Here is a 23147-nt window from a genome sequence, read left to right as displayed (position 1 = left end):
CCTCGCTACACTCGATCTACTACTAAGGTCGTCTGGAACCTGTGCCACAGCCGCATACAGTGGCTACGTTCCAATAATAAAAAAGCTGTGCTGCGAGGATAAAAACAATGAACGACAGCATTTACCTATCGATTCAAAACAGCCCGCGCTTCAAGGAGCTGGTGAGAAAAAGGGAGCGGTTTGCCTGGATTCTCTCGGCCATCATGCTAGGGCTCTACTCCGGTTTCATCCTATTGATCGCCTACGGGCCACAAGTGCTGGGGGCCAAGCTCAGCCCTGGTTCGTCGATTACCTGGGGCATCCCCCTGGGCGTCGGGTTGATCGTCTCCGCGTTCGTCTTGACCGGCATTTATGTGCGTCGGGCCAATGGCGAATTTGACGATTTGAACAATGCGATTCTCAAGGAGGCTGCGCAATGATCCGTCGTCTACTGGCAGTATTCGGCGCTTCGCTTTTTGCTCCCGCCCTGTGGGCGGCCGACGCATTGACCGGTGAAGTGCACAAGCAACCGCTGAACGTCTCGGCCATCGTGATGTTTGTCGTCTTCGTCGGTGCAACCCTTTGCATCACTTACTGGGCCTCCAAGCGCAATAAATCGGCGGCCGACTACTACGCGGCGGGCGGCAAGATCACCGGTTTCCAGAACGGTCTGGCAATTGCTGGCGACTATATGTCGGCGGCCTCGTTCCTGGGGATTTCCGCGCTGGTGTTTACGTCCGGCTATGACGGGTTGATCTACTCGATCGGCTTTCTGGTGGGCTGGCCGATCATTCTGTTCCTGATCGCCGAGCGCCTGCGTAACCTGGGTAAATACACTTTTGCCGACGTGGCGTCCTACCGCCTGGGCCAGACCCAGATTCGCAGCCTGTCGGCTTGCGGTTCGCTGGTGGTGGTGGCGTTCTACCTGATTGCGCAAATGGTGGGGGCGGGCAAGCTGATCCAGTTGCTGTTCGGCCTGGATTACCATGTGGCGGTGATTCTGGTGGGCATCCTGATGTGCCTGTACGTGCTGTTCGGCGGCATGCTGGCGACCACATGGGTGCAGATCATCAAGGCGGTGCTGTTGCTGTCGGGTGCGTCGTTCATGGCGCTGATGGTGATGAAGCACGTCAACTTCGATTTCAACACGCTGTTCTCCGAGGCGATCAAGGTTCACCCTAAAGGTGAGGCGATCATGAGCCCAGGCGGCCTGGTGAAAGACCCTATCTCTGCATTCTCCCTGGGCTTGGCGCTGATGTTCGGCACCGCCGGCCTGCCGCATATCCTGATGCGCTTCTTCACAGTGAGCGATGCCAAGGAAGCGCGTAAGAGCGTGCTGTATGCCACGGGCTTTATCGGCTACTTCTATATCCTGACCTTTATTATCGGCTTCGGCGCGATCCTGCTGGTCAGCACCAACCCGGCGTTCAAGGATGCGGCAGGCGCCTTGCTGGGCGGTAACAACATGGCGGCGGTACACCTGGCCAATGCGGTGGGTGGCAGCATCTTCCTGGGCTTTATCTCAGCGGTGGCGTTTGCCACCATCCTGGCCGTGGTGGCCGGTTTGACCCTGGCGGGTGCATCGGCGGTGTCTCACGACCTGTATGCCAGCGTGATCAAGAAAGGCAAGGCCAACGAGAAGGATGAGATTCGCGTGTCGAAGATCACCACCGTGGCCCTGGGTGTATTGGCGATCGGCCTGGGTATCCTGTTCGAAAGCCAGAACATCGCGTTCATGGTCGGCCTGGCGTTCTCCATTGCCGCCAGCTGCAACTTCCCGGTGCTGCTGCTTTCCATGTACTGGAAAAACCTCACCACCCGTGGCGCCATGATCGGCGGCTGGCTGGGTCTGGTGAGCGCCGTGGGCCTGATGGTACTGGGCCCGACCATCTGGGTCTCGATCCTGCACCATGAAAAAGCCATCTTCCCGTACGAGTACCCTGCGTTGTTCTCGATGATCATTGCGTTCATCGGCATCTGGTTCTTCTCCATCACCGACAAGTCGGCGGCGGCAGAGAAAGAGCGTGCGCTGTACTTCCCGCAGTTTGTGCGTTCGCAGACTGGCTTGGGGGCGAGTGGGGCGGTTAACCACTAAGCTTGTAACTGGATCAGGAAGTGCCCCGGTCGAAAGGCTGGGGCATTTTTTTGCCTGGGGTTTATGGGTTGCTGCTCATGGCCTCATCGGGGGCAAGCCTCCTCCCACACTTGATCTGTGAACACTTTTCAAAGGTGGGAGGAGGCTTGCCCCCGATGGCGGTAGACCAGACGCCACAAACAAAAACGGCCTCCACTGGGGGAGGCCGTTTTCAGTGCAACTAAGCGATGCTTACTTGCGATCTTCCAGCTTGGTGATATCACGCGACTCGTAGCCGGTGTACAGCTGGCGCGGGCGGCCAATCTTGTACGGGCTGGAGAGCATTTCTTTCCAGTGGGAGATCCAGCCCACGGTCCGCGCCAGGGCGAAGATCACGGTAAACATGCTGGTTGGAATGCCGATCGCCTTGAGGATGATCCCCGAGTAGAAGTCGACGTTCGGGTACAGGGAGCGTTCGATGAAGTACGGGTCGGTCAGGGCGATCTCTTCCAGGCGCATGGCCAGTTCGAGTTGCGGATCGTTCTTGATGCCCAGTTCCTTCAACACTTCGTCGCAGGTCTGCTTCATAACGGTGGCGCGTGGGTCGCGGTTCTTGTAGACCCGGTGACCGAAGCCCATCAGCTTGAACGGATCGTTCTTGTCCTTGGCCTTGGCGATGAAGGTGTCGATGTTCGAGACATCGCCGATTTCATCGAGCATGGTCAACACGGCTTCGTTCGCACCGCCGTGGGCAGGGCCCCACAGTGCGGCGATGCCGGCGGCGATACAGGCGAACGGGTTGGCACCCGAGGAGCCCGCCAGGCGCACGGTGGAGGTGGAGGCGTTCTGCTCGTGGTCGGCGTGGAGGATGAAGATCCGGTCCATGGCCTTGGCGAGCACCGGGCTGATCGGTTTGATCTCGCACGGGGTGTTGAACATCATGTGCAGGAAGTTTTCCGCGTACGTCAGGTCGTTGCGCGGGTACATCATGGGTTGACCCATGGAGTACTTGTAAACCATTGCGGCCAGGGTCGGCATCTTGGCAACCAGGCGGATCGCGGAGATTTCGCGATGCTGCGGGTTATTGATGTCGAGGGAGTCGTGATAGAAGGCCGACAGGGCGCCGACCACGCCGCACATGACGGCCATCGGGTGGGCGTCGCGACGGAAGCCGTTGAAGAAGGTCTTCAACTGCTCGTGAACCATGGTGTGGTTCTTGACTGTGCTGACAAACTGGGCTTTCTGCTCGGCTGTTGGCAATTCGCCATTGAGCAGCAGGTAGCAGGTTTCCAGGTAGTCCGACTTTTCTGCCAATTGCTCGATCGGGTAGCCCCGGTGCAGCAAGATGCCATTGTCGCCGTCGATATAGGTGATCTTCGACTCGCAAGAGGCGGTCGACATGAAGCCTGGGTCGAAAGTGAAACGGCCCGTGGCCGTCAGGCCCCGTACGTCGATAACATCGGGACCAACGGTGCCGGTTAAAATGGGCAGCTCGACGGGGGCTGCGCCCTCGATGATCAACTGCGCTTTTTTGTCAGCCATGTGGCCTCCTATTTATGCTTCAAATCATCAGACAGACCCCCCACGCAGGGCCCGCACCACTATAGTGAGATAAATTCAGATGTCAATTTGCCTAAAGTCTTGCTCCAGAAGGCTTTAACCGGACTTTTTCGTCGAAATTGCCTGCCATTTACGCCTTTTATCCCGTCAGCGCAATCCGCTATTAGGGTGAGGAGCGCGCGTTGTCATTAGTAACCTAACTGTCTATACTCGGCCACCGACCGCCAAGGGCTTTTGGGCTTGCTTTCATTGGGGGTCGCACTCCCTGGGTGGTGCTTACCTGACCAGTGCACTCCCCTACAACTTTGCCCTGATTGTTAGGGGCTCTTCAGTGTGAAAAAAAGCCGTGAAGAATAGCCAACGACCTGTAAACCTAGACCTAAGGACCATCAAACTCCCCATCACCGGCGTTACGTCGTTCCTGCACCGTGTTTCCGGCATCATCCTGTTCCTGGGCTTGGGCATCATGCTTTATGCATTGAGCAAATCCCTGGGTTCCGAGGAAGGTTACGCCGAGGTGAAGGCATGCTTGACCAGCCCGCTGGCCAAGTTCGTAGCATGGGGCCTCCTGTCCGCTCTGCTGTATCACCTGGTAGCCGGTGTGCGCCACTTGATCATGGACATGGGCATCGGTGAGACGCTGGAAGGCGGCCGCCTGGGCTCGAAAATCATCATCGCCATTTCCGTGGTGCTGATCGTTCTCGCAGGAGTTTGGATATGGTAACCAGCGTTACGAACCTATCGCGTTCGGGCCTCTATGATTGGATGGCGCAGCGTGTGTCTGCGGTTGTTCTCGCGGCTTATTTCATTTTCCTGATCGGATACCTCGTCGCAAACCCGGGCATCGGCTATGAGCAATGGCATGGCCTGTTTTCCCACAATGCGATGCGAATCTTCAGTCTGCTGGCCCTTGTAGCCCTGGGCGCTCACGCCTGGGTCGGCATGTGGACCATCGCGACCGACTACCTCACGCCGATGGCGCTGGGCAAGTCCGCGACTGCAGTACGTTTCCTCTTCCAGGCAGTATGCGGCGTCGCGATGTTCGCTTACTTCGTCTGGGGTGTGCAGATTCTTTGGGGTATCTGAGTCATGGCTAACATTCCAACTATTTCCTTCGACGCCATCATTATTGGTGGCGGCGGTGCCGGCATGCGCGCTGCGCTGCAGCTGGCCCAGGGTGGTCACAAGACTGCCGTGATCACCAAGGTATTCCCGACACGTTCCCACACCGTGTCCGCCCAGGGTGGCATCACCTGCGCCATCGCTTCGGCCGACCCGAACGATGACTGGCGCTGGCACATGTACGATACCGTCAAGGGTTCCGACTACATCGGTGACCAGGACGCTATCGAATACATGTGTCAGGAAGGCCCGGCAGCGGTGTTCGAACTGGACCACATGGGTCTGCCGTTCTCGCGTACCGAGCAAGGCCGTATCTACCAGCGTCCGTTCGGCGGCCAGTCGAAGGATTACGGTAAAGGCGGGCAGGCTGCCCGTACTTGCGCCGCTTCCGACCGTACCGGTCACGCGCTGCTGCACACGCTTTATCAGGGCAACCTGAAAGCCGGTACCACGTTCCTGAACGAGTACTACGCTGTCGACCTGGTCAAGAACGCCCAAGGCGAGTTCGTCGGTGTAATCGCTATCTGCATCGAAACCGGTGAAACCACCTACATTCGCGCCAAGGCTACCGTGCTGGCAACCGGCGGTGCAGGCCGTATCTACGCATCGACCACCAACGCCCTGATCAACACCGGCGACGGCGTGGGCATGGCCCTGCGTGCCGGCGTGCCGGTGCAAGATATTGAAATGTGGCAGTTCCACCCGACCGGTATTGCCGGCGCCGGCGTTTTGGTGACCGAAGGTTGCCGTGGTGAAGGTGGTTACTTGATCAACAAGCACGGCGAGCGTTTCATGGAGCGCTATGCTCCGAACGCTAAAGACCTTGCCGGTCGTGACGTTGTTGCCCGTTCGATGGTTAAAGAGATCATCGCTGGCAACGGTTGCGGTCCGAATGGCGACCACGTAATGCTCAAGCTCGATCACCTGGGCGAAGAAGTGCTGCACAGCCGTCTGCCAGGTATCTGCGAACTGTCCAAGACATTTGCGCACGTTGACCCGGTTGTTGCTCCGGTCCCGGTTGTTCCGACTTGCCACTATATGATGGGCGGCGTGCCGACCAACATTCATGGTCAAGCGATCACTCAGGACGCCGATGGCGTCGACGCGATCATCCCTGGTCTGTTTGCAGTGGGTGAAGTGGCGTGCGTATCGGTTCACGGTGCCAACCGCCTGGGCGGTAACTCGTTGCTCGACCTGGTGGTATTCGGTCGCGCCGCTGGCCTGCACTTGGAAAAAGCCCTGAGCGATGGCATCGAGTACGACGACGCCACCGACGCCAACATCGAGGCCGCCCTGGCGCGCCTGTCCGCTCTGAACGAGCGTACCGATGGCGAAGACGTGGCAACCCTGCGTCGCGAGCTGCAAAGCTGCATGCAGAACTACTTCGGTGTATTCCGTACTGGCGAATACATGCAGAAGGGTATTGCCCAGCTGGCCGACCTGCGCAAGCGCATCGCCAACGTCAAGATCAACGATAAGAGCCAGGCGTTCAACACCGCTCGTATCGAAGCCCTTGAGCTGCAAAACCTGCTGGAAGTGGCCGAAGCGACCGCGATTGCCGCCGAGGTTCGTAAAGAATCCCGTGGTGCTCACGCTCGTGAAGACTACGAAGACCGCGACGACGAGAACTGGCTGTGCCACACCCTGTACTTCCCGGGTGAAAAGCGCGTTGCCAAGCGTGCCGTGAACTTCTCGCCGAAAACGGTTCCGACGTTTGAACCGAAGATTCGGACTTACTAAGGGTGGCTGCCATGTTGAAAGTCAGTGTTTATCGCTACAACCCTGATCAGGACGCTGCGCCGTTCATGCAGGAATTCCAGGTCGATACCGGTGGTAAAGACCTGATGGTGCTGGACGTGCTGGCCCTGATCAAAGAGCAGGACGAAGGTTTCTCCTATCGTCGCTCTTGCCGTGAAGGTGTCTGCGGCTCCGACGGCATGAACATCAACGGCAAAAACGGCCTGGCGTGCATCACGCCGCTGTCCGCCGTGGTGAAAGGCAACAAGCTGATCGTTCGTCCACTGCCAGGTTTGCCGGTTATCCGTGACCTGGTCGTCGATATGAGCATCTTCTACAAGCAATACGAGAAAGTTAAGCCGTTCCTGCAGAACGACACGCCGGCCCCGGCCATCGAGCGTCTGCAGTCCCCGGAAGAGCGCGACAAGCTCGACGGTCTGTACGAGTGCATTCTGTGCGCCTGCTGCTCGACCTCCTGCCCGTCCTTCTGGTGGAACCCGGACAAATTCCTGGGTCCAGCTGCCCTGCTGCAAGCGTACCGCTTCCTGGCAGACAGCCGTGACACCAAGACGTCCGAGCGTTTGGCTTCGCTGGATGACCCGTTCAGCGTATTCCGCTGCCGCGGGATCATGAACTGCGTCAACGTATGTCCCAAAGGCCTGAACCCGACTAAGGCCATTGGTCACATCCGTAACATGCTGCTGCAAAGCGGCGTGTAACTGACGTTGTAACAAAGCAGGACCGTTGTGCCCGTAAATGCTGCGGCGCAGGCTTCAACCGGCGCCGTAGTTTTAACTTGAGCAGCGACTTACAAAGCCGCGGCTCTTATTTTGAAGAAATGAGACAAGCAGGGGCATTCGGGTTGGTACCCGAACTATCAGCGTGATCCTAAGTGGCTTGTTTTGGTCGCTGCACTTGGCCTTTTGCAAGCAAACTCGGTGTTTTCGCCGGTGGTGTCCCCAAATCGAGGGTGACCAAGCATGCAAGAAAGCGTGATGCAGCGCATGTGGAACAGCGGCTATCTTTCAGGTGGTAACGCTGCCTATGTGGAAGAGCTTTATGAGCTCTACCTGCACGACCCTAACGCTGTGCCAGAAGAATGGCGCACCAAATTTCAGACGTTGTCTTCAGACGGCAACGCTGCCACCGATGTATCGCATGCAACAATTCGCGATCAGTTTGTGCTGCTGGCAAAGAACCAGCGCCGCGCCCAACCGGTTTCCGCCGGCAGCGTGAGCAGTGAGCATGAGAAGAAGCAAGTTGAAGTACTGCGACTGATCCAGGCCTACCGGATGCGTGGCCACCAGGCGGCCCAGCTTGACCCGCTGGGGCTCTGGCAGCGTCCTGCACCGGCTGACCTGTCGATCAATCATTACGGCTTGACCAATGCCGATCTTGATACGACCTTCCGTGCCGGCGACCTGTTCATCGGCAAAGAGGAAGCGAGCCTACGCGAAATTCACGAGGCGTTGCAGCAGACATATTGCCGCACCATCGGCGCTGAGTTCACGCACATCACCGATTCCGAGCAGCGCCAGTGGTTCCAGCATCGCCTGGAAGGTGTGCGCGGCCGTCCGGCGCTGTCCGCCGACGTTCGCAGCCACCTGCTTGAGCGCGTGACCGCTGCCGAAGGCCTGGAAAAATACCTGGGGACCAAATACCCGGGCACCAAGCGTTTCGGTCTGGAAGGCGGCGAAAGCCTGATCCCGATGCTCGACGAGCTGATCCAGCGTTCCGGTTCCTACGGCACCAAGGAAGTCGTGATCGGTATGGCCCACCGTGGTCGCTTGAACGTGTTGGTCAACACCTTCGGCAAGAACCCGCGTGAGCTGTTCGACGAGTTCGAAGGCAAGAAGAAGGTCGAGCTGGGTTCCGGTGACGTTAAATACCACCAGGGCTTCTCGTCCAACGTGATGACCTCCGGCGGTGAAGTTCACCTGGCCATGGCATTCAACCCATCCCACCTGGAAATCGTTTCGCCAGTGGTCGAGGGGTCGGTGCGTGCTCGCCAGGACCGTCGTAACGACACTACTGGTGAAAAGGTTCTGCCGATTTCCATCCACGGTGACGCGGCATTCGCCGGTCAGGGCGTGGTTCTGGAAACCTTCCAGATGTCGCAGACTCGCGGCTTCAAGACTGGCGGTACCGTTCATATCGTCATCAACAACCAGGTGGGCTTCACCATCAGCAACCCGTTGGACTCGCGCTCCACCGAGTACGCCACCGACGTTGCCAAGATGATCCAGGCGCCGATCCTCCATGTGAATGGTGATGATCCGGAAGCCGTATTGTTCGTGACCCAACTGGCCGTCGACTACCGCATGCAATTCAAGCGTGACGTGGTGATCGACCTGGTTTGCTACCGCCGTCGCGGTCACAACGAAGCGGACGAGCCAAGCGGCACCCAACCGTTGATGTACCAGCAGATCACCAAGCAGCGCACTACCCGTGAGCTGTACGCCGAAAGCCTGACCAAGGCAGGTGTGGTGGACGAAGCGCGTGTTCAGGCGAAAGTCGACGAATACCGCAACGCTCTGGACAACGGTCTGCATGTAGTGAAAAGCCTGGTCAAAGAGCCGAACAAAGAGCTGTTCGTTGACTGGCGTCCGTACCTGGGCCACACCTGGACCGCGCGTCACGATACCTCGTTCGACCTCAAGACCCTGCAGGAACTGTCCGCCAAGCTGCTGGAAATTCCGGAAGGCTTCGTGGTTCAGCGTCAGGTCTCGAAGATCTACGAAGACCGTCAGAAGATGCAAGTCGGCGGCCTGCCGATCAACTGGGGTTACGCCGAAACCATGGCGTACGCGACCCTGGCGTTCGAAGGTCACCCGATCCGCATGACCGGCCAGGACATCGGCCGCGGTACGTTCTCGCACCGTCACGCGGTACTGCACAACCAAAAAGACGCCAGCACCTACGTGCCGTTGCAGAACCTGTACGAAGGCCAGCCACGTTTCGACCTGTACGATTCGTTCTTGTCCGAAGAGGCTGTACTGGCCTTCGAATACGGTTACTCGACCACCACGCCGAATGCGCTGGTGATCTGGGAAGCCCAGTTCGGCGACTTCGCCAACGGTGCCCAGGTGGTGATCGACCAGTTCATCACCAGCGGCGAGCATAAATGGGGCCGTCTGTGCGGTCTGACCATGCTGCTACCGCACGGTTATGAAGGTCAGGGTCCGGAGCACTCCTCGGCCCGTCTGGAGCGTTACCTGCAGCTTTGCGCCGAGCACAATATTCAGGTCTGCGTACCGACCACCCCGGCTCAGATCTACCACTTGCTGCGTCGCCAGGTGATTCGTCCTCTGCGCAAGCCGCTGGTTGTGCTGACTCCGAAGTCGCTGCTGCGTCATAAATTGGCCGTCTCGACCCTGGAAGATCTGGCGGACGGTTCGTTCCAGACCGTGATTCCAGAAATCGACACGCTGGACGCGGCCAAGGTCACTCGCCTGATCCTGTGCAGCGGCAAGGTCTACTATGACCTGCTGGAAAAACGCCGTGCCGAAGGCCGCGAAGATATCGCCATCGTGCGTATCGAGCAGCTTTACCCGTTCCCGGAAGACGACCTGATGGAGGTCATCGCGCCTTACACCAACCTCACGAATGTGGTCTGGTGCCAGGAAGAACCGATGAACCAGGGCGCGTGGTACAGCAGCCAGCATCACCTGCGTCGCAGCATTGGCAACCATAACAAGGCCCTGGGCCTGGAATACGCCGGCCGTGATGCTTCCGCCGCACCTGCGTGTGGTTATGCGTCGATGCACGCCGAACAGCAGGAAAAACTGCTGCAAGATGCTTTCACTGTTTAACGCCTTCGCGCTGACTGAAACCGAATTTTAAGGACCCACAGATAATGGCTATCGAAATCAAAGCCCCGTCATTCCCGGAATCGGTTGCCGATGGCACCGTTGCCACCTGGCACAAAAAACCAGGCGAAGCTGTCAAGCGAGACGACCTGATCGTCGACATCGAGACCGACAAAGTCGTGCTGGAAGTGCTGGCCGAAGCTGACGGCGTGCTGGGCGCAATCGTTGCCGAGGAGGGCGCTACCGTCCTGTCCAACCAGGTGTTGGGCTCGATCGAAGAGGGCGGCGCTGCTGCACCTGCACCTGCTCCGGCTGCTGCACCTGCTGCTTCGGCTCCAGCTGCCGCTCCGGCCGCTGGTGCTGAAGACCCGATCGCTGCACCGGCTGCGCGCCAGTTGGCTGAAGAAAACGGTATCAACCTGGCTTCCATCAAAGGCACCGGCAAAGACGGCCGCGTGACCAAGGAAGACGTGGTTGCTGCGGTTGAAGCCAAGAAAAACGCTCCAGCTGCCGCACCTGCCAAGCCTGCTGCCCCGGCTGCCGCTGCTCCTGTGTTCGCCGCCGGCGACCGCACCGAGAAGCGCGTACCGATGACCCGCGTGCGTGCCACCGTGGCCAAGCGTCTGGTTGAAGCCCAGTCGAACATGGCAATGCTGACCACCTTCAACGAAGTCGACATGACCGAAGTCATGGCCCTGCGTTCGAAGTACAAAGACCTGTTCGAGAAGTCTCACAACGGCGTGCGCCTGGGCTTCATGTCGTTCTTCGTGAAAGCGGCCACCGAAGCGCTGAAACGCTTCCCGGCAGTCAACGCTTCCATCGATGGCAACGACATCGTCTACCATGGCTATGCAGACATCGGCGTTGCCGTGTCCAGCGACCGTGGCCTGGTGGTTCCGGTCCTGCGTAACGCCGAACTGATGAGCCTGGCTGAAATCGAAGGCGGCATCGCCACCTTCGGCAAGAAAGCCCGTGACGGCAAGCTGACCATCGACGAGATGACCGGTGGTACCTTCACCATCACCAACGGTGGTACCTTCGGTTCGATGATGTCGACGCCGATCGTCAACCCGCCACAAGCCGCGATCCTGGGCATGCACAACATCATCCAGCGTCCGATGGCCATCAACGGCCAAGTCGTGATCCGCCCGATGATGTACCTGGCACTGTCCTACGATCACCGCCTGATCGATGGTAAAGAAGCCGTGACTTTCCTGGTGACCATCAAGAACCTGCTGGAAGACCCGGCTCGTCTGCTGCTGGATATCTAAAGACGCAGCTGCAAGTTGCAAGCTACAAGCTGTAGGAAAAAGCAGCTTGGCTTGCAGCTTGTCGCTTGAAGCTTGTCGCTGAATAGAGGAATTTTTTTCATGTCGCAGAAATTTGACGTTGTAGTGATTGGCGCGGGCCCTGGCGGCTATGTTGCCGCCATCAAGGCCGCACAACTGGGCCTCTCGACTGCTTGCATCGAAAAATACACTGACAAGGAAGGCAAACTGGCGTTGGGCGGTACTTGCCTGAACGTTGGCTGCATTCCTTCCAAGGCGCTGCTGGACAGCTCCTGGAAATTCCACGAAGCCCAAGACGGCTTCGCGATCCACGGTATCAACCACGCCGGCGTGACCATGGACGTGCCAGCAATGGTCGGCCGTAAAGCCAACATCGTTAAAGGCCTGACTTCCGGCGTTGCCACCTTGTTCAAGGCCAACGGCGTGACTTCCCTGCAAGGCCACGGCAAATTGCTGGCCGGCAAGAAAGTCGAAATCACCAAGCCTGACGGTTCGGTTGAAGTGATCGAAGCTGAAAACGTGATCCTGGCCCCAGGTTCGCGCCCAATCGACATTCCGCCTGCTCCAGTCGACAACAACGTGATCGTTGATTCGACCGGCGCCCTGGAATTCCAAGCTGTGCCTAAGCGCCTGGGTGTGATCGGTGCTGGTGTGATCGGCCTGGAGCTGGGTTCGGTATGGTCCCGTCTGGGTGCTGAAGTGACTGTTCTGGAAGCTCTGGACACGTTCCTGCTGGCTGCCGATACCGCAGTCTCCAAGGAAGCGTTCAAGACCCTGACCAAACAGGGCCTGGACATCAAGCTGGGCGCTCGCGTGACCGGCTCGAAGGTCAATGGCGAAGAAGTGGTCGTGACCTACACCGACAAAGATGGCGAACAAACCATCACCTTCGACAAGCTGATCGTGGCCGTGGGCCGTCGTCCAGTGACGACCGACCTGCTGGCGGCCGACAGCGGCGTGAACATCGACGAGCGTGGCTTTATCCACGTTGACGATCACTGCGCTACCACCGTTCCAGGCGTGTACGCCATCGGTGACGTGGTGCGCGGCATGATGCTGGCGCACAAGGCTTCCGAAGAAGGCATCATGGTTGTCGAGCGCATCAAGGGCCACAAAACCCAGATGAACTACGACCTGATTCCATCGGTTATCTACACCCACCCGGAAATTGCATGGGTCGGCAAGAACGAACAGCAGTTGAAAGCTGAAGGCGTTGAAGTTAACGTCGGCACCTTCCCGTTCGCCGCTTCTGGCCGTGCCATGGCAGCCAACGACACCGGTGGTTTTGTCAAAGTCATCGCTGATGCCAAGACTGACCGTGTATTGGGCGTCCACGTGATTGGCCCAAGCGCAGCAGAACTGGTTCAGCAGGGCGCAATCGGTATGGAATTCGGCACCAGTGCCGAGGACCTGGGCATGATGGTCTTCTCCCATCCGACCCTGTCCGAAGCGTTGCACGAAGCCGCGTTGGCAGTGAATGGCGGCGCCATCCACATCGCCAACCGCAAGAAGCGCTAAGCGAGATAATAAGAAACCACGGCGGAGTTGCCCGTCGTGAGCCTTGCGCGCAAGACTCACCGCGGAATATCCGCTGGACGCAGCCTTGCGCAGCTTTACGGGCCATAAGCCCAGCAAGTTGCGCAAGCAGCAGTCACAGGTGGTGCGGCACTCATAATGAGCGCAGCGCCGAATGCGCAGTACCTAACGAAGACGGTAAAAAGCATGAATCTTCACGAGTATCAGGGTAAGCAGCTGTTCGCTGAATACGGCCTGCCAGTATCCAAGGGCTACGCAGTAGACACCCCGGAAGCAGCAGCAGAAGCTTGCGACAAAATCGGTGGTACCGAATGGGTTGTCAAAGCCCAGGTCCACGCGGGTGGTCGCGGTAAAGCGGGCGGCGTTAAGCTGGTTCGCAACAAAGAAGACGCCAAGGCCTTCGCACAGCAGTGGCTGGGCAAGCGTCTGGTGACTTACCAGACTGATGCCAATGGCCAGCCAGTCACCAAGATCCTGGTTGAATCGTGCACTGATATCGCTAAAGAGCTGTACCTGGGCGCTGTCGTTGACCGTTCGAGCCGTCGCATCGTGTTCATGGCTTCCACCGAAGGTGGCGTGGACATCGAAAAGATCGCTCACGAAACCCCAGAAAAAATTCTAAAAGCCACCATCGATCCACTGGTTGGCGCTCAGCCGTTCCAAGGTCGCGAGCTGGCTTTCCAGCTGGGCCTGGAAGGCAAGCAAGTTGCCCAGTTCGCCAAGATCTTCGTAGGTCTGGCCAAACTGTTCCAGGATCACGATCTGGCTCTGCTGGAAGTGAACCCGCTGGTGATCAAGGCTGACGGCGATCTGCACTGCCTCGATGCCAAGATCAACATCGACGCCAACGCCATGTACCGTCAGCCTAAGCTGAAGACTTTCCACGATCCGTCGCAAGACGATCCGCGCGAAGCGCACGCTGCCAAGTTCGAATTGAACTACGTGGCCCTGGAAGGCAACATCGGTTGCATGGTCAACGGTGCCGGCCTGGCCATGGGTACCATGGACATCGTCAACCTGCATGGCGGCAAACCAGCCAACTTCCTCGACGTGGGCGGTGGTGCTACCAAAGAACGCGTGACCGAAGCTTTCAAGATCATCCTGTCCGACGCCAACGTCGCTGCAGTATTGGTCAACATCTTCGGCGGCATCGTTCGTTGCGACATGATTGCCGAAGGCATCATCGGTGCAGTGAAAGAAGTCGGCGTTAAAATCCCGGTTGTTGTTCGCCTTGAAGGTAACAACGCTGAACTGGGCGCTAAAGTACTGGCAGAAAGCGGTTTGAACATCATCGCGGCTACCAGCCTGACCGACGCTGCTCAACAAGTTGTCAAAGCTGCGGAGGGCAAATAATGAGCGTCCTGATCAATAAAGACACCAAAGTTATCTGCCAGGGTATTACCGGTTCGCAAGGTAGCTTCCACACCCAGCAAGCCATCGAATACGGCACCCAGATGGTTGGCGGCGTAACGCCAGGCAAAGGCGGCACCGAGCACCTGGGCCTGCCGGTGTTCAACACCGTGAAAGACGCTGTAGCTGCCACTGGCGCCACCGCCAGCGTGATCTACGTTCCGGCTCCTTTCTGCAAGGACTCGATCCTGGAAGCGGCATTCGGCGGCATCAAGCTGATCGTTTGCATCACCGAAGGCATTCCTACCCTGGACATGCTGGACGCTAAAGTTAAGTGCGACGAACTGGGCGTAGTCCTGATCGGCCCTAACTGCCCAGGTGTGATCACCCCAGGCGAATGCAAGATCGGCATCATGCCAGGTCACATTCACTTGCCAGGTAAAGTCGGTATCGTTTCCCGTTCCGGCACCCTGACCTACGAAGCTGTGAAGCAGACCACTGACGCCGGTTTCGGTCAGTCGACTTGCGTCGGCATCGGCGGTGACCCGATCCCAGGCTCCAACTTCATCGACATCCTGAAGCTGTTCCAGGAAGACCCGAAGACCGAAGCGATCGTGATGATCGGTGAGATCGGCGGTTCGGCTGAAGAAGAAGCGGCTGCCTACATCAAGGCACACGTGACCAAGCCAGTTGTTTCCTACATCGCTGGTGTGACTGCCCCTGCTGGCAAGCGCATGGGCCATGCGGGCGCAATCATCTCTGGCGGCAAAGGCACTGCAGACGAGAAATTCGCTGCGCTGCAAGACGCAGGCGTGAAAACCGTGCGTTCGCTGGCAGACATCGGCAAGGCCCTGGCCGAGCTGACCGGTTGGGCTGTCAAGTAAGCCTCGCGCTTAACTGACGCTCCGCCCACAAAGGCCACCTTCGGGTGGCCTTTGTGCTTCTTGGATGTCTTCGACCAATGTGGGAGGGGGCTTGCCCCCGATGGCAATGGGGCCGCCACGCAATCATTGGCTGACACACCGCCGTCGGGGGCAGGCCCCCTCCCACATGTGTTCGTATTGCCAAGTTAAGTACGAAAATGCGACATCGTGATGTCGCTTATCGGACAGTTCGCCCCGCAACAGTGCGTTTGTCGCCCTAATTCTGTACTCTGGCCGCCTCTTTATGCGCCCGCATCCCAAAAGGACGCTTCGCGCTGGAACGGTCGGTCCCCAAAAGGGCCGCCGGTATTTCCCTCATCCACAGGGAATCCCTCTCTAAATTCCGATTCAGCAGTGTGGTATTTCCTTAAATGAAAGTGTTGAAAGGCCAGGATATCCTGGCGTTGGGCTTTATGACCTTTGCCCTGTTCGTGGGCGCCGGCAACATCATCTTCCCGCCTATCGTTGGCTTGCAGTCCGGACCTAACGTCTGGATGGCGGCACTGGGTTTTCTGATCACTGCGGTCGGCCTTCCGGTGGTCACCGTAATCGCGCTGGCCAAAGTCGGTGGCGGCATGGACGCGCTGAGCAGCCCAATCGGCAAAATCGCCGGTGGCCTGCTGGCGGCAGCGGCGTATCTGGCGGTAGGCCCGCTGTTCGCCACGCCGCGTACGGCGACCGTGTCCTTTGAAGTGGGCCTTGCGCCCTTGACTGGCGAAAGCCCTCTAGCGCTGTTTCTCTACAGCTCCGTGTACTTTCTGGTGGTGTTCTTTGTGTCCCTGTATCCAGGGCGCCTGCTGGATACCGTGGGGCGTTTCCTCGCGCCGCTGAAGATCATAGCGCTGGCCGTGCTGGGCATCGCCGCATTTGCGCTGCCGGCCGGTGACGTCGGTGTCGCCACCCCGGAATATGTCGCTGCGCCGTTTTCCCAGGGTTTTATCAATGGTTACCTGACCATGGATACCCTGGGCGCGCTGGTGTTCGGCATCGTCATCGTCAATGCGATTCGCTCCCGTGGTGTTGAATCGCCGAAGCTGATCACCCGTTACGCCATCATCGCCGGCCTGATCGCGGGTGTGGGCTTGGCGTTGGTGTATGTAAGCCTGTTCCGCCTCGGTTCGGGTAGCCATGCGGTAGCCGCTGGGGCCAGCAACGGCGCTGCGGTACTGCATGCTTACGTGCAGCATACCTTCGGCTCTCTGGGCAGCGGTTTCCTGGCCGTGCTGATCTCCCTGGCGTGCCTGGTGACGGCGGTGGGCCTGACCTGCGCCTGCGCCGAGTACTTCAGCCGCATCCTGCCGCTGTCCTACAAGACCCTGGTGGTGATCCTGGCGCTGTTCTCCTTGTTTGTGTCGAACTTGGGCCTGACCAAGCTGATCGCTTTCTCGATCCCAGTACTCACCGCCATCTATCCGCCCTGCATCGTGTTGGTGGCTCTTAGCTTCTGCAAAGGCTTCTGGCAGGAGCAAGGGCGTATTGTTGGGCCGGTGATGCTGGTGTCGTTTATCTTCGGCTGCATCGATGCCCTCAAGGGCGCGGGCTTGGCGGATTGGCTGCCGGCGCAGTTGGCTAACCTGCCGCTGAGCGAGCAGGGCCTGGCCTGGTTGGTGCCGTCGGTGATGATCCTGGTTGTGGCGGTGGTGATTGACCGTCTGCTCGGCAAGCGCAGCGAAGCCATCGCATAAAGCGCCCGCTTTGAGGATTATTGAAATGCCCCGTATCAATCGATACGGGGCATTTTTTATGCTTTATGAGAGCGCAGCTTCTAAAGTTGCAACTGGATCAATGTGGGAAGGGCTGGCTCCCTCCCAACGTTGGAGCGCATCGCGCCACCATTCACCTTCTAACAGGACCCTCATGTCATTCGTCGAAGCCAATCAGATCCACTTGCTTGCCGCCCTGTGGTTCGTGCTGTGTTGGGGCGGCTATACCCGTTATGCCACTTGGAAGGCGCGAGACACCGCGTGCCTGGCCAGTGTGTTGCACTTGTATCGCGAAGACTGGATGCGGCGCATGCTGCTGCGGGACAACCGTATCGCCGACGCCAGCGTGATCGGCAATCTGGAGCGCAATGCCTCCTTCTTCGCCTCCAGTACCTTGATCATCCTCGCCGGTATTCTCACGGTGCTCGGCGCCTCCGAACGCGCCGTGTCGTTGCTGGCGGATATCCCCTGGGTACAACAGGCATCCCAGGGCATGTCGGAAATCAAATTGCTGTGCCTGGCGCTGGTGTTTGTCTACGCGTTTTTCACCTTCAGTTGGTGCATGCGCCAATACAATTTTGCGGCGGTGCTGGTGGGGTCGGCGCCGATGATCGGCGAGCGACATGTGTCCGAACAGGAGCGTAAAGCCTTCGCACTGAGGGCGGCGCGGGTGATCTCCATGGCGGCCAACCAGTTCAACTTCGGCCTGCGTTCTTATTACTTCGGCATGACCATGCTGGCGTGGTTTGTCAGCCCATGGTTGTTCATGTTGATGAGCGCCGGCGTAGTGTTCGTGCTGTATCGCCGAGAGTTTCATTCCGACGTATTGGAAGTGATGGTGTATACCCCAACCGACACGCCATTGCCGGAGCCGACGAAGGAGGCGGTGTCTTAGCCATCTAGTTAAATGCCGGACAAAGTAAAGCCCGCTATATAAGCGGGCTTTCTTTTTGCAGCACTGCTAATTCAAGCCAGGTCTCAAGAACCGGTGGCAGGTGCTGCTTCTTTCGCGGCGGCTTCGTTGGATTCGGCCTGAGCTTTGGCAGCATCGGCGTTTTCTTTCGCAGCGTCGTTCACTTTATCCTGAGCCTTCGCCATATCTTTCTGAGCTTGCTCAGAATGTGCAGCGGCGTCTTGGGCTTTGTCTTCGGATTTCTTGTCGCAGGCAGCCAGACCGAGGGCAGCGGCCAGCATCATGGAAATAGCTAAAGTCTTGCGCATGGGGTGTTTCTCCTTATTGAAGATATCTACTGGCCTTTCGAGCCTGAGGGTTCAGCATTAGTTCCTTTAATTACGCAGATATATAAACCGCACCCTGCAAGGAACTTTGGCCCGCACCACATACTCCGCGGATTAACACGAATAAGAGTCTAGACCGAATGACCGAAAACTCACTGTTAGAACGTGCCCGACGCTTCGTTTCGGCGTTACGTCATTGCCAGGTACTGGGCATTACCGTGCACGAGGCCAATCGGGACGGCATGACCCTCGTCTTGCCTTACAGCCCGGCGATTGTTGGTGACCCCCAGTCCGGCGTGATCCACGGCGGTGCGCTGACCTCCTTGATGGACACGGCCTGCGGCATGGCGACTCTATGTGTGCTGGAGGAATTCGAGGTGTGCCCGACCCTCGATCTACGCATCGATTACATGCATCCGGCCGCACCTCACAAGCCGGTGTATGGCTTCGCCCAGTGCTACCGAGTCACGACCGACGTGATCTTCACCCGTGGCTTCGCCTATCAGGATGACCCGCAGCAACCCATCGCCCATGTGGTGGGCACGTTTATGCGCATGGGCAAGCGCCTCAAGGGCGCGCAGGGGCTGGGCGATACGATCAAGGGAGCGCAGGCATGAGTCATCGATTCAAAACACGCCTCGAACAAGCCCATACGCGCGGTGACTATACGGCGCTGCTGGACGGGATTCCGTATGCCCAATTGATCGGTATTGAATGCACACGGTTGGGCGATGAATTGCTGTTTCGCCTGCCGGCCAACAAAGACAACATTGGTAACCCCATCTTGCCGGCCCTGCACGGCGGAGTGATCGCCGGGTTCATGGAGTTGGCCGCAGCGTTGCACTTGCTGGTGTTTACCGGGGCGCCGGGGCTGCCGAAAATCATCGACTTTTCCCTGGATTACCTGCGTGCCGGTCAGTTCCGCGACACCTACGCCACGTGTCAGGTGTGGCGCCAGGGGCGGCGTGTGGCGAATGTGGCGATCACCGCGTGGCAAAGCACGGCGGCAGAGCCGATTGCCACGGCCCGTGCGCATTTCAAGATCGAGGAGGCGAGTCGCCCTTGAAATCCTGGTCTTAGCCCCCAACTTTGATGACAACCCGCCGCCGACCCTAAAGGTCGGGGCCACTGCCATCCAATTGGAGTTTGATGACCATGAGTGTGGAAACTCAAAAGGAAACCCTGGGCTTCCAGACCGAGGTGAAGCAACTGCTGCACCTCATGATCCATTCGCTGTATTCCAACAAGGAAATCTTCCTTCGCGAATTGATCTCGAACGCCTCTGACGCTGTCGACAAATTACGTTTCGAAGCCCTGTCCAAGCCCGAGTTGCTGGAAGGTGGCGCCGAACTGAAAATCCGCGTGAGCTTCGACAAGGACGCCAAAACCGTCACCCTCGAAGACAACGGTATCGGCATGAGCCGTGACGATGCGGTCACCCACCTGGGGACCATCGCCAAATCCGGCACTGCCGATTTCATGAAGAACCTGTCGGGTGACCAAAAGAAGGATTCGCACCTGATCGGCCAGTTCGGCGTGGGCTTCTACTCGGCCTTTATTGTCGCCGATAAGGTTGAAGTGTTTAGCCGTCGTGCCGGCCTCGACGCCAGCGAAGGCGTGCACTGGGCGTCGAAAGGCGAGGGCGAATTTGAAATCGCCACCATCGACAAGCCAGACCGCGGTACTCGCATCGTGTTGCACCTCAAGTCCGGTGAAGAAGAATTCGCCGATGGCTGGCGCCTGCGCAATATCATCAAAAAGTACTCCGACCATATCGCACTGCCGATCGAGCTGCCTAAAGAACAAGCTGCCGCCGAAGGCGAAGAAGCCCCGGCCCCGGAATGGGAAGTGGTCAACCGCGCCAGCGCCCTGTGGACCCGTCCTCGCACCGAGATCAAGGACGAGGAGTACCAGGAGTTCTACAAGCACATAGCTCATGATTACGAAAACCCGCTGAGCTGGAGCCACAACAAGGTTGAAGGCAAGCTGGAATACAGCTCGCTGCTCTACGTGCCGGCCCGCGCGCCGTTTGACCTGTACCAGCGTGAAGCGCCGAAAGGCCTGAAACTCTACGTACAGCGCGTATTCGTGATGGATCAGGCGGAATCCTTCCTGCCGTTGTACCTGCGCTTTATCAAAGGCGTGGTCGACTCCAACGACTTGTCGCTGAACGTGTCGCGGGAAATCCTGCAGAAAGACCCGATCATCGACTCCATGAAGTCGGCGCTGACCAAGCGCGTACTCGACATGCTGGAAAAACTGGCGAAGAACGAGCCTGAGCAATACAAAGGCTTCTGGAAAAACTTCGGCCAGGTCATGAAAGAAGGCCCGGCGGAAGATTTTGCCAACAAGGAAAAAATCGCTGGCCTGCTGCGTTTTGCTTCGACTCAGGGCGAAGACGGCGAGCAAGTGGTGTCCCTGGCCGAGTACCTGGCACGCGCCAAGGAAGGGCAGGACAAGATCTACTACCTGACCGGCGAAACCTACGCTCAGGTCAAAAACAGCCCACACCTGGAAGTCTTCCGTAAAAAAGGCATCGAAGTGCTGCTGCTGACCGATCGAATCGACGAGTGGCTGATGAGCTACCTCAGCGAGTTCGACGGTAAGTCGTTCGTCGACGTGGCCCGTGGCGACCTGGACCTGGGTAACCTGGATTCGGAAGAGGACAAAAAAGCCGCTGAAGAAGTGGCCAAGTCCAAAGAAGGCCTGGTTGAACGCATCAAGACCGCCCTGGGCGAAGCTGTCAGTGAAGTACGGGTTTCCCACCGTCTGACCGATTCCCCGGCGATCCTGGCCATCGGCGAGCAGGACCTGGGCATGCAAATGCGTCAGATCCTTGAGGCGAGCGGGCAGAAAGTGCCGGACTCCAAGCCGATCTTTGAATTCAACCCTGCGCATCCGTTGATCGAGAAGCTCGACGGCGAGCAGAACGAAGAGCGTTTTGGCGACCTGTCGCATATCCTCTTCGACCAGGCAGCCCTGGCCGCCGGCGACAGCTTGAAAGACCCGGCCGCCTATGTGCGCCGACTGAACAAGCTGTTGGTTGAACTGTCGGTTTAACAACGTTGTAGGAAAAACCCGCTTCGGCGGGTTTTTTCGTTCCAGTGCACCTTAATCGGAGTCAATGATGAGCCAAGTCACCGTGCGTTCCGTGGTCTATCAGATCGATGGCCTGCCGTATGAAAGCCGCCTGGCGTTCGACGCCAGCCAAAAAGGCCCGCTGCCGGGTCTGTTGATGGCGCCCAACTGGATGGGCGTCAGTGCCGGCGCCGAAGAAATTGCCAAGGCCGTTGCCGGCAAGGGCTATGTGGTGCTGATTGCTGACCTGTATGGGCAAACCGTGCGCCCGTCCAATGCCGATGAGGCCGGTGCGGCGATGATGCCGTTGAAGAATGATCGCCCGTTGCTCAACAAGCGCATGCAGGCTGCTCTCGACCAACTGCAGGCCCAGACCGAGGCGGCAGTGGATACCTCCCAGCTCGCTTCGTTCGGCTTCTGTTTCGGCGGATGCTGCACCCTTGAGCTGGCCCGTACCGGCGCGCCGTTGAAGGCTGCGGTGTCGTTCCACGGCACCCTCGACACACCAAACCCGTCGGATGCCAAGAACATCCAAGGTTCCGTCCTGGTGCTGCATGGCGCCTCGGACCCCTTGGTGCCCAAGGAGCAGTTGCCGGCGTTCGATGATGAAATGAACGCCGCTGGTGTGGATTGGCAGTTGCTCAGCTACGGCGGTGCGGTGCATTCCTTCACCGACCCGCACGCCAATGTGCCGGGCAAGATGATGTACGACGCGAAGACTGCCGCGCGGGCCTTCCAGTCGATGCATAATTTGCTGGATGAGGTGTTCAAAGGCTGAGTTTTCAGCGCCTGTTCCGGCGTTATCGGGGGCGAACCCCCTCCAACACTTTGACGATCTGAATCCGATCATGTGTGGGAGGGGGCTCGCCCCCGATGGCTATCTCCCAGGCAACTCAATCCTTTCCGATTCCCCCGCAACCGTTGGCCAATCCCCAGCCGCCCAACGCTGCCTGGCTTGCTCGATCACCGCAGGATCACTCGCGACAAAATTCCAATTGATCCGCCTCGGTCCATCCAGCGGTGCTCCGCCCAACACCACCAGATGACAGTCGGATTCGGCAGACAACGTCATCGTCTCTCCCTTCGGCAATACCACTAGGCTATGCGCCTGCAACGGTTCGCCATCGAGCTGCGCGTCACCTGCCAGCACATACACGGCGCGTTCCTCATACTCATCGGGGATCAGCAGCGTGGTGGCCGTTTGCATGTGCACATCGGCATACAACGTGGGCGACAGTACGGGCACCGGTGACTTAAGGCAGAAGCCAGTGCCGGCAATCAAGCGGATCTGCACGCCCAGTGCGTCGCTGACTGGCAAACTCGCCGCCGGGTGATGGCTGTAATGGCCTGGCCCGGTTTCGTGGTCCCTGGGGGACGCCAGCCACACTTGCAGGCCATGCAGCGTAAAACCGCTGGCCTTGAGCGCCTCGGGTGTGCGCTCGACGTGGGCAATTGCGCTGCCGGCGGTCATCCAACTGACATCGCCCGGCTGCACCACTTGATCGGAGCCCAGGCTGTCTTTGTGCTGCAGTTCGCCCTCGAACAGGTAGGTAAGGGTAGAAAGCCCGATGTGCGGATGCTGGCGGATATCCATGCCGGTGCCGGGGGCATAGCGAGTCGGCAGCATATGATCGAAGAAAACGAATGGCCCGACGCTGCGGCAGTCTCGCGACGGTAGCGGGCGCAGAATCGGCTGGCCCTCGACATCTTCCTGGCGCGGGCGAATCACGGTGAGGGTGGTCATGGTG

The 23147-nt window shown here is 58.5% G+C and carries 20 protein-coding genes; 17 read left to right on the top strand and 3 right to left on the bottom strand.

The features are described from left to right. The first annotated feature begins 107 nt into the window (after positions 1–107). Both ABX75_RS15455 and ABX75_RS15450 read left to right on the top strand, forming a co-directional pair. On the top strand, positions 108–419 hold the full coding sequence (locus tag ABX75_RS15455) for a DUF485 domain-containing protein (RefSeq protein ID WP_034096660.1): 312 nt from the start codon (positions 108–110) through the stop codon (positions 417–419). After that, on the top strand, positions 416–2074 hold the full coding sequence (locus ABX75_RS15450; protein WP_034096661.1) for a cation acetate symporter: 1659 nt from the start codon (positions 416–418) through the stop codon (positions 2072–2074). Before ABX75_RS15455 ends, ABX75_RS15450 begins: the two co-directional genes overlap by 4 nt. A gap of 231 nt (positions 2075–2305) precedes the next feature. On the opposite strand, the gene gltA is transcribed toward ABX75_RS15450, so the two are convergent. After that, positions 2306–3595 carry a citrate synthase gene (gltA, locus tag ABX75_RS15445; RefSeq protein ID WP_014717728.1) on the bottom strand — a complete coding sequence of 430 codons (1290 nt, stop codon included), beginning with the start codon at positions 3593–3595 and terminating at the stop codon, positions 2306–2308. A 364-nt stretch (positions 3596–3959) separates the two neighbouring features. On the opposite strand from gltA, the gene sdhC reads away from it, so the two are divergent. From sdhC to ABX75_RS15390, 11 genes are all read left to right on the top strand, one after another. After that, positions 3960–4337: a succinate dehydrogenase, cytochrome b556 subunit gene (gene sdhC, locus ABX75_RS15440; protein ID WP_034096662.1), complete on the top strand. Its 378-nt coding sequence runs from the start codon at positions 3960–3962 to the stop codon at positions 4335–4337. Next, the gene (gene sdhD, locus ABX75_RS15435; protein ID WP_003172805.1) at positions 4331–4699 is read left to right on the top strand and encodes a succinate dehydrogenase, hydrophobic membrane anchor protein; all 369 of its coding nucleotides are present in this window, start codon (positions 4331–4333) and stop codon (positions 4697–4699) included. Before sdhC ends, sdhD begins: the two co-directional genes overlap by 7 nt. A gap of 3 nt (positions 4700–4702) precedes the next feature. Beyond that, positions 4703–6475: a succinate dehydrogenase flavoprotein subunit gene (gene sdhA, locus ABX75_RS15430; protein ID WP_034096663.1), complete on the top strand. Its 1773-nt coding sequence runs from the start codon at positions 4703–4705 to the stop codon at positions 6473–6475. Between the two features lie 11 nt (positions 6476–6486). After that, positions 6487–7191, top strand: a complete 705-nt coding sequence (locus ABX75_RS15425) for a succinate dehydrogenase iron-sulfur subunit (protein WP_034096664.1) — start codon at positions 6487–6489, stop codon at positions 7189–7191. A gap of 261 nt (positions 7192–7452) precedes the next feature. Beyond that, entirely contained in the window at positions 7453–10284 is a 2832-nt protein-coding gene (locus ABX75_RS15420; protein ID WP_034096665.1) for a 2-oxoglutarate dehydrogenase E1 component, read from the top strand. A 44-nt stretch (positions 10285–10328) separates the two neighbouring features. Further along, on the top strand, positions 10329–11552 hold the full coding sequence (gene odhB, locus ABX75_RS15415; RefSeq protein WP_034096666.1) for a 2-oxoglutarate dehydrogenase complex dihydrolipoyllysine-residue succinyltransferase: 1224 nt from the start codon (positions 10329–10331) through the stop codon (positions 11550–11552). Positions 11553–11651: 99 nt separating this feature from the next. Beyond that, the gene (gene lpdA / locus ABX75_RS15410) at positions 11652–13088 is read left to right on the top strand and encodes a dihydrolipoyl dehydrogenase (RefSeq protein WP_034096667.1); all 1437 of its coding nucleotides are present in this window, start codon (positions 11652–11654) and stop codon (positions 13086–13088) included. Between the two features lie 204 nt (positions 13089–13292). After that, complete coding sequence (sucC, locus tag ABX75_RS15405) at positions 13293–14459, top strand: ADP-forming succinate--CoA ligase subunit beta (protein ID WP_034096668.1); 1167 nt, start codon at positions 13293–13295, stop codon at positions 14457–14459. Next, positions 14459–15340, top strand: coding sequence for a succinate--CoA ligase subunit alpha (gene sucD, locus ABX75_RS15400; RefSeq protein WP_034096669.1), 882 nt, complete (start codon positions 14459–14461; stop codon positions 15338–15340). The genes sucC and sucD overlap by 1 nt, the downstream gene beginning before the upstream one ends. A gap of 410 nt (positions 15341–15750) precedes the next feature. Further along, on the top strand, positions 15751–17064 hold the full coding sequence (gene brnQ, locus ABX75_RS15395; RefSeq protein ID WP_034096670.1) for a branched-chain amino acid transport system II carrier protein: 1314 nt from the start codon (positions 15751–15753) through the stop codon (positions 17062–17064). A gap of 172 nt (positions 17065–17236) precedes the next feature. Further along, the gene (locus ABX75_RS15390) at positions 17237–17977 is read left to right on the top strand and encodes a DUF599 domain-containing protein (protein WP_047882242.1); all 741 of its coding nucleotides are present in this window, start codon (positions 17237–17239) and stop codon (positions 17975–17977) included. 83 nt (positions 17978–18060) lie between these two features. Here the strand turns inward: ABX75_RS15390 and ABX75_RS15385 are convergent, their stop codons facing one another. Beyond that, positions 18061–18303, bottom strand: coding sequence for a hypothetical protein (locus ABX75_RS15385; protein ID WP_017477534.1), 243 nt, complete (start codon positions 18301–18303; stop codon positions 18061–18063). A 158-nt stretch (positions 18304–18461) separates the two neighbouring features. Between ABX75_RS15385 and ABX75_RS15380 the strand changes: the two genes are divergently transcribed. From ABX75_RS15380 to ABX75_RS15365, 4 genes are all read left to right on the top strand, one after another. Further along, a complete protein-coding gene (locus ABX75_RS15380) occupies positions 18462–18938 on the top strand; it encodes a PaaI family thioesterase (protein ID WP_034096672.1) in 477 nt (158 codons plus the stop codon). After that, positions 18935–19387 (top strand): PaaI family thioesterase, encoded by a 453-nt coding sequence (locus ABX75_RS15375; protein ID WP_034096673.1) that lies wholly within the window; start codon positions 18935–18937, stop codon positions 19385–19387. The genes ABX75_RS15380 and ABX75_RS15375 overlap by 4 nt, the downstream gene beginning before the upstream one ends. A gap of 89 nt (positions 19388–19476) precedes the next feature. Continuing rightward, positions 19477–21381 (top strand): molecular chaperone HtpG, encoded by a 1905-nt coding sequence (gene htpG / locus ABX75_RS15370; protein ID WP_047882274.1) that lies wholly within the window; start codon positions 19477–19479, stop codon positions 21379–21381. 67 nt (positions 21382–21448) lie between these two features. Further along, positions 21449–22177 (top strand): dienelactone hydrolase family protein, encoded by a 729-nt coding sequence (locus tag ABX75_RS15365; RefSeq protein ID WP_034096674.1) that lies wholly within the window; start codon positions 21449–21451, stop codon positions 22175–22177. 99 nt (positions 22178–22276) lie between these two features. On the opposite strand, the gene ABX75_RS15360 is transcribed toward ABX75_RS15365, so the two are convergent. After that, the gene (locus tag ABX75_RS15360) at positions 22277–23143 is read right to left on the bottom strand and encodes a pirin family protein (protein ID WP_047882241.1); all 867 of its coding nucleotides are present in this window, start codon (positions 23141–23143) and stop codon (positions 22277–22279) included. Positions 23144–23147: the final 4 nt, after the last annotated feature.

This window comes from Pseudomonas sp. ARP3 (genome assembly GCF_001029595.1).
In the GTDB taxonomy this organism is placed as follows: domain Bacteria; phylum Pseudomonadota; class Gammaproteobacteria; order Pseudomonadales; family Pseudomonadaceae; genus Aquipseudomonas; species Aquipseudomonas rhodesiae.
This window is presented reverse-complemented; position numbering and strand designations above follow the sequence as displayed.

Coding starts and splice junctions, on each gene's coding strand:
- ABX75_RS15450 (WP_034096661.1), top strand. CDS start 416: ATGATCCGTCGTCTACTGGCAGTATTCGGCGCTTCGCTTTTTGCTCCC.
- sdhD (WP_003172805.1), top strand. CDS start 4,331: ATGGTAACCAGCGTTACGAACCTATCGCGTTCGGGCCTCTATGATTGG.
- sdhA (WP_034096663.1), top strand. CDS start 4,703: ATGGCTAACATTCCAACTATTTCCTTCGACGCCATCATTATTGGTGGC.
- sucD (WP_034096669.1), top strand. CDS start 14,459: ATGAGCGTCCTGATCAATAAAGACACCAAAGTTATCTGCCAGGGTATT.
- ABX75_RS15385 (WP_017477534.1), bottom strand. CDS start 18,303: ATGCGCAAGACTTTAGCTATTTCCATGATGCTGGCCGCTGCCCTCGGT.
- odhB (WP_034096666.1), top strand. CDS start 10,329: ATGGCTATCGAAATCAAAGCCCCGTCATTCCCGGAATCGGTTGCCGAT.
- ABX75_RS15425 (WP_034096664.1), top strand. CDS start 6,487: ATGTTGAAAGTCAGTGTTTATCGCTACAACCCTGATCAGGACGCTGCG.
- brnQ (WP_034096670.1), top strand. CDS start 15,751: ATGAAAGTGTTGAAAGGCCAGGATATCCTGGCGTTGGGCTTTATGACC.
- ABX75_RS15375 (WP_034096673.1), top strand. CDS start 18,935: ATGAGTCATCGATTCAAAACACGCCTCGAACAAGCCCATACGCGCGGT.
- ABX75_RS15420 (WP_034096665.1), top strand. CDS start 7,453: ATGCAAGAAAGCGTGATGCAGCGCATGTGGAACAGCGGCTATCTTTCA.
- htpG (WP_047882274.1), top strand. CDS start 19,477: ATGAGTGTGGAAACTCAAAAGGAAACCCTGGGCTTCCAGACCGAGGTG.
- ABX75_RS15360 (WP_047882241.1), bottom strand. CDS start 23,143: ATGACCACCCTCACCGTGATTCGCCCGCGCCAGGAAGATGTCGAGGGC.
- lpdA (WP_034096667.1), top strand. CDS start 11,652: ATGTCGCAGAAATTTGACGTTGTAGTGATTGGCGCGGGCCCTGGCGGC.
- ABX75_RS15455 (WP_034096660.1), top strand. CDS start 108: ATGAACGACAGCATTTACCTATCGATTCAAAACAGCCCGCGCTTCAAG.
- ABX75_RS15380 (WP_034096672.1), top strand. CDS start 18,462: ATGACCGAAAACTCACTGTTAGAACGTGCCCGACGCTTCGTTTCGGCG.
- ABX75_RS15365 (WP_034096674.1), top strand. CDS start 21,449: ATGAGCCAAGTCACCGTGCGTTCCGTGGTCTATCAGATCGATGGCCTG.
- ABX75_RS15390 (WP_047882242.1), top strand. CDS start 17,237: ATGTCATTCGTCGAAGCCAATCAGATCCACTTGCTTGCCGCCCTGTGG.
- gltA (WP_014717728.1), bottom strand. CDS start 3,595: ATGGCTGACAAAAAAGCGCAGTTGATCATCGAGGGCGCAGCCCCCGTC.
- sucC (WP_034096668.1), top strand. CDS start 13,293: ATGAATCTTCACGAGTATCAGGGTAAGCAGCTGTTCGCTGAATACGGC.